General features: G+C 57.8%; 2 protein-coding genes and 3 pseudogenes. 2 read left to right on the top strand and 3 right to left on the bottom strand.

Annotation, left to right across the window (positions count from 1 at the left end; all coding sequences use genetic code 11):
• Nucleotides 1-77: 77 nt before the first annotated feature.
• The 3 genes and pseudogenes from EOA86_RS18200 to EOA86_RS18190 all read right to left on the bottom strand — a co-directional run bounded on the left by EOA86_RS18200 (nt 78) and on the right by EOA86_RS18190 (nt 4,850).
• A pseudogene (locus EOA86_RS18200) lies at nt 78-1,017 on the bottom strand (ABC transporter permease).
• A 5-nt stretch (nt 1,018-1,022) separates the two neighbouring features.
• Nucleotides 1,023-2,619: pseudogene (locus tag EOA86_RS18195) on the bottom strand (ABC transporter substrate-binding protein).
• 1,379 nt (nt 2,620-3,998) lie between these two features.
• A complete protein-coding gene (locus EOA86_RS18190; RefSeq protein WP_091597986.1) occupies nt 3,999-4,850 on the bottom strand; it encodes an alpha/beta hydrolase in 852 nt (283 codons plus the stop codon).
• A gap of 522 nt (nt 4,851-5,372) precedes the next feature.
• Here EOA86_RS18190 and EOA86_RS18185 point away from each other — a divergent pair.
• Both EOA86_RS18185 and EOA86_RS18180 read left to right on the top strand, forming a co-directional pair.
• A pseudogene (locus EOA86_RS18185) lies at nt 5,373-5,693 on the top strand (ABC transporter substrate-binding protein); the annotation flags it as partial.
• Nucleotides 5,683-6,213 (top strand): acetamidase/formamidase family protein (locus tag EOA86_RS18180; RefSeq protein ID WP_206630062.1); only part of this gene is annotated, 531 nt, incomplete at its 3' end. The pseudogene EOA86_RS18185 and the gene EOA86_RS18180, both read left to right, overlap by 11 nt.

The raw sequence follows: 6,213 nt of genomic DNA, 5'->3' as shown, positions 1-6,213 counted from the left end.
TTGCCAGACGGGGAACATCGGATAACTGCAGCCGACCCATCGGCACGGCTTCAACTGGTGCGGAGAGGAGGGTCATATCAGTACCGGATACGGGGATCGATCAAGGTGTACGCCAGATCGACCGTGAGGTTGATAAGGACGTACAGACCCGAAGTCAGGATGAGCACACTCTGAATACCGGATAGTCGCGATTGTTGATTGCATCCACGACCAGACGACCGATACCGGGTATGTTGAACACCGTTTCCGTAAGCACGACTCCGCCGATCAGATAAGCGAAGCTTATGCCGATCACCGTCAGGATCTGGACACCCGCATTCTTCAAGGCATGGTGGAAAAGCATGGCATAGGACGAAGCGCCTTTGGCGGCGGCCGTTCGCATATAATCTTCCGACAGGACCTCAAGCATGCTCGCCCGCGTGATCCGGGCGATAAATGCAATGTAGGCAACACTCAAAGCTACCGTTGGCAGGATCAGGTGCTCAATCCAGGCTCCAAGGCCTTGGCCAATGGGCTTGTATCCCTGAACCGGCACCCAGTGCGCCTGCATGGCAAAGAAGTAGACGAGAAAATAGCCAACAACAAAGACCGGAACTGAAAACCCGAGCGCTGAGAATGCGGTGAGAACACGGTCTATTGGACCGCTGGCGCGCCAGGCAGCCAAAGTGCCAAAGGACACGCCGATCATGACTGAAACAAGCATGGTCAAGCTAGACAGAGAGACGGTCGGCTCAAGCCGCTGCGCGATGAGTTCGAGAACCGGCCGTCCGGCAAAGATCGAGGTGCCGAAATCGCCGCGCAGCATGTCGCGCACCCAACGTATGAACTGAACCGGCATAGGATCGTTCAGGCCCAGCTTCTCGCGGATGCCGACGATCATCTCCGCTGTCGCCGACCTGCCTGCAATCATCGCCGCCGGATCGCCGGGCGCCAATCTGAGAAGCAGGAACACGAAATCCCGACCATCGCCATGACGGCGATGGTCGAAACCAACCTGCGAAGGACGTAAGCAGCCACAGTGCTCAGGCCTTCTGCATGTTCCATATCGGAACGACCTGCGGCATGCCGATGAGGCCCGTGAGCGTCTTACGGCGCGCCATCGGCGAGACATAGTGCCCCAACCTCACATCGCCCACGAAGTCCACCAGAGACCTTGCATCTGGCGAGCCAAGGCCTTCCGCTCCTCAAGCGTTGCTACAGATGCCCACTTGGCCCGCAGCGCTTCATATTCATCATTCTTCGGCCAGCCATACCAGGCGCTCTCTCCGTTCGCGAGGAGAAGCGGGGTAGCTAACGGATTGGCGAGGGAGAAATCCGCCTCAGACGTAATGAACATGCTCCAGCCGCCATTCTCGACGGAATCCTTTTTCGCGCGGCGCGTGGAGAGGCCACCCCAGTCGCTGGGCGCAAGCTCGACATTGATCCCGATGTTGCGCAGGGCCGCAGCAAGCAACTGCGAACCATCGTTGCTGGGCGCCCAATCCGTGGCCTGCAAAACCACGATCTTTTCGCCCGCATAACCGGCCTCCTTGAAGAGCTGTTTGGCCTTTTCTGGATCGCCGCCCTTCTTGTCCCAGCCCGTATTCTCATCGTTGGAATAGAGCGTATCGCCACCAAATATCGAAGTGACCGAGCGGCCATACTTCGGCGCCAGGACGTTCATGAACGCCTCCTGATCGATCAGGTGAAGCATCGCCTGCCGCGCCTTCACATTGTCGAACGGCTTTTGGAGAAAATTCAGGCGCAGCAACATGCTCTTGCCGGTTTTGTCCAGCACATCGACCACAAGGTTGGGATCACTCTCGATCACCGAGACAAGGTCGTTGGGCGGCTGCTCAACGTAGTCGATCTCACCTGCTTGCAAGGCCGCGAAGGCTGTCTGCGGGTCGGAGATATTATCCCAGATTATACTATCGACTTTGACGATCTTACCGCCAGCCAATCCGTCCGCCGGCTCCTGGCGAGGAACATATTTTCATTGCGATCGTAGGTGTAGCTCGCGCCCGACTTGACAAGAGCTTCATTGAACCTGAACGGCCCCGACCCGACATTCGTAGCGACCTGCTCAGTTGCTGGGCGACTGGCATCTTTCTCGCGCATGATGAACAGGCATGGGGGTGTCAGATCTGCCAGGAGATCGATCAGAATGCCGAGCGGTTCCTTCAGGGTGATCAGGAATGTCTTGTCGTCTTTCTTTGAGATGTCGCTTGCGCGCTCCATGATCAACTGTCCGCCTGGAGCCACCTGGCCCCAGCGACGAATCGAAGCCACACAGTCCCCCGCGGTGACGGGAGTGTCGTCGTGCCAAGCTAGGCCGTCCCGCAGTTCGAACGTGTAGGTCTTTCTGTCTTCGGACACGCCCCACTTGCCGACCATTTGCGGCTGCGGCATGAATTTCGAGTCCACCCCGAACAGAGTATCGTAAATTGCCAAGCCGTGGTCGGCCGTGACACTGGTCGCCGTAAAAATTGGATCGAAGATGCGCAGGTCATTCGCCTTGACCATGCGCACAGTTCGCGCGCCGGCTGGTGTCGTCTGCGCCCGCAGGACAGAAGGAATAGACAAAGCCATTCCTGTTAACAAACCCGTTTTGATCAATTCGCGTCGAGATATCGTCATGTTTATTCCCCTTGCCAATCGCGCTGTTGATCCGCGCTTGTTTGCTGGATGAATACCGAGAGGAGCATTCATTACTCCTATGCTCGGTCGCGCCGCGCCTGGGTCAAATTCAGTTTGCGTATCGTCGCCATCTCGTTTTGAGATAACTCAGAGCGCGGTAGCGCATACGTCGAGGCAGTGTTGCCGACAACCTTCAGATTTATCGAAGTGCTGCTTCGGTGCGGCTGTGGTTTCCTCCTGAGTTCCACTATCACTGCGCGGTCCCGACGAAAGCGCCCCGCCCTGGCAACGGAGCTTCTGAAAGTCTTTCTGGATAAGCTGTTTATGACTTGCTCCTGCGAAGACGCCCAACCGCGACGGTTCAGGATCTGAACGGCCATGTCATCTTGCGAGCGCTCGAAGTCGCACGCGTGCGTCGGTCCCGTCTAACCGGGCTGCTCGCAAGCCGTAAATGCAGTCTGCTGGTCGGCAATGTTGTCCCGCATGACATTATCGACCTAGCTATCTTGCCTCTCTTTCTCGTGACAAGTGTGCCCTTTTCGCGTGATGAGCAAGGCAGGGCGAAAAGTCCCAAGGGATATCGCTGTGGAAGGCCTCGGTCGTCCTTCTTCGACCCGTCGCTGGCGCGCACCATGTTCACTGCCCGCCGGAATGCAGCTGGCCCCAGCGGCCGATCGATGCCACACGGTCCGCGGCGCTGACTTGGATGCCGTCGTGCCAGACCAGACCGTCCGCAGCTCGAATTAATGTCCTTTATGATCGGAAGCACTTCACTTGCCACCATTTGCGGCAGCAACATAAACTTCGCGTCGTAATTCCGGTCCCATTTCTTGGTTAGTAGCGCGGTTGATCTACGTGCTTATCTGCTGGATGAGTACTGAGCCAGTCAGCGGCCGTGTTGCATGCGGCAGCAAAGATGCGAGTTTGACCATCATCCGGCTCCGTTTCGGTTGAGGAGCGGAGATTTCTCGCCAAACATGGATTTACCATTCGGCATAGCAGATCTGGCGATCGGCGCTATGATCGCGTCACGGTGAACGGGCGGTGATCCACACGGCTGAGCTGAGGCTCCTTCGTACGTCCCAATTTAACTTCGATTGGGTTTGCCCATCTTCAGGAATGCAGCAAGGTCATCGGCATGCCCACTTGAGGGGAGCAAGAGAATGGCTATTTTGCACGCCCGAACTCGACTGCGAACGTGGAGCATCATAACCGATAGTCATTCAGGCGGTCAGGGGTGAGCGCCGCCGACAAGTAACATTGAGCTCAGCCTCATCGGATTTCCAAGCACATGGCGGCTGCCTCGGTAAGGGTCGTACCCCGGAGAACCGTGCGCGTCCGCAAATGTTGGCCTTCGAGAGTTCAATTCGCCCTCTCACCTACCCGTGCCATTGACGGATGAGTCTGTTCACTGCCTCGCTCTGATCGATGTGCACGGCATGCCCTGCATTGTTCAGCAGGTGGAAATCCGAATTCCTGATCAGCTTTGCCAGCTTCAGCCCTTGTTCCGGCGTCACGGTCGGGTCGTTCTTCGACCAGATAATCAATGTCTGGGCCTGAAGCCGATCAAGGTACGGGAAGATGTATCTGTGCTGTAGCGCAACATAGAGGCGCTCATTGGTCTCTTCTTCGGGCAAGTTCTGAAACATCTGGTATTGTCCGCGCGCCGCAGCCCGCCGATAAGCCTCTCGCTTTGCGCCTTCCACATCCTGCCCAGAGGCGCGGGTGCCTTTCCACCATCCGTTGATGTATTCCTCTTCGCTTGGCATCGGACCCGAATAATCATAACTCTGCCGGCTGGCTTGGATCCAGGCCTCGTCACGGTCGTCTCCAAACGCTGGGGACACGGAGTTCGCCGTCAGCAGTACGAGCTTGGAAACAAGATCAGGACGCACGATCGCGACCCGCGTGGCGACGAATGATCCTTCTGAATTGCCAGCTAACGTAATCTGCTTTAACCCCAGCGCTTCGATGAAGCCAATCACGTGATCCACGCGACCGAGCCGGTTTATGTATCTGTGATCAGCGGGATAATCCGTTCCACCAAAGTGGAGCTGATCAACGGCGATCACCCTGAAATGATCGGATAGGCCGTTCAGCTGCAGAACAAAGGAAGCCTTTCCCTCCGCGCCGAAGCCGGCACCGTGTAGAAATACAATCGGCACACCGGCTCCGTTCTCACAATACGAGGTCGTGATACCACCAACCGAAATGAGGTGTGCAGTGATCATTCCATTTCCTCAGCAAAACTGGTCGTGTCAGGTCGGCTAGATATTGCGCGGTGCGAACCGCTCACTTGTGAGTGTACCAGCGTCACTGGGCCGCCTTGTGCTAATTGATGCCTACCACCGCAGAAAATCCACGTTTTTCTCGGTGGATAAGCACATAATCGCCGATTAGCGAGTGTATGATCCCTCTCTCCGCGCCCGACGCGAAAGGCCGGCCAGGGCGCAGGACGAGTGCATCCCGAGTAGGTCACGCCTGGCAGGGAAATCGCAAGGGGCAATCACCATGAGGAGTGCGGCGCCGGTCACCCTCGCCGGTCCTCCGGGCCAAAACCAGCTGAGAGAGAAAAATAGCGTAAGCGACTTGCCGCTGGACGGGCAGGTGGTGGATTGAGTGGGCGATGGACCTCGGGCGCGTTACGCCTTTTCGATACCTGCTATCTTCGTTCATCAGTTAAGCGTGAAAGTGACGGTATGGAATTTGCCATTGCGCTGGATGAAGACGGAAGCGCTGTGCGAGGCACGCGGGATCCGTCCAACTTCTACGGCCCGATCCCCGGCTGCGCCGGTGCGGTGCGGGGTGGTGGAACTGGTCATGGTGCAACAAGGATCTCGACGCCAGGCGGCCGAGGCCGACTCGGTGGTCGACCCGCGAAGGCTGGCAAGCGAGACAAGATGTGGAGGGCGACCTACGACAAGATCATGGAAGACGCGCCCTGGGCGCCGGTCTTCAACGAGCAGCGTTTCACCTTGAAATCGGCCCGGATGGGTGGCGCCGACAATCTCTATGTCGATCCCGTCCATATCCCGATCAATTATGACAATGTGTATGTGACCGATGTGCAATAACTGCGACTACACCATCCACGGGCGCCATCACCATTTCGGCTGGGACAATTCCTTTGTCCCGACTGAGCGGGTGGCGCCCGGTTCGACGATCGAGTTCCAGTGCCTCGATTCGTCGGGAGGCCAGCTTCAGGCCGACAGCACCGTTGCCGACGTCGCTTTGCTCGACTTCGCCAAGGTGAACCCGGTGACCGGGCCCATCTATGTCGAAGGGGCCGAGCCGGGCGACGCGCTGAAGATCACAATTGAGGCGTTCAAGCCGTCCGGCTTCGGCTGGACGGCGAACATTCCGGGGTTCGGGCTGCTCGCCGACGATTTTCCGGAGCCGGCGCTGAACATTTGGACATACGACGCCGCCTCGCTCGAGCCGGCGCTGTTCGGCAAGCATGCGCGGGTGCCGCTAAAACCCTTTGCCGGCACCATCGGCAACGCGCCGGCTGAAATGGGCCTCCACTCGGTGGTGCCGCCAAGGCGCGTCGGTGGCAATCTCGACATCCGCGATCTCGCGGCCGGTACCACACTC

It is taken from the genome of Mesorhizobium sp. M5C.F.Ca.IN.020.32.2.1 (assembly GCF_004023105.1).
GTDB classification, from domain to species: domain Bacteria; phylum Pseudomonadota; class Alphaproteobacteria; order Rhizobiales; family Rhizobiaceae; genus Mesorhizobium; species Mesorhizobium wenxiniae.
The sequence above is the reverse complement of the archived record's forward strand: the minus strand, read 5'-3'. Positions and strand labels throughout refer to the sequence as shown.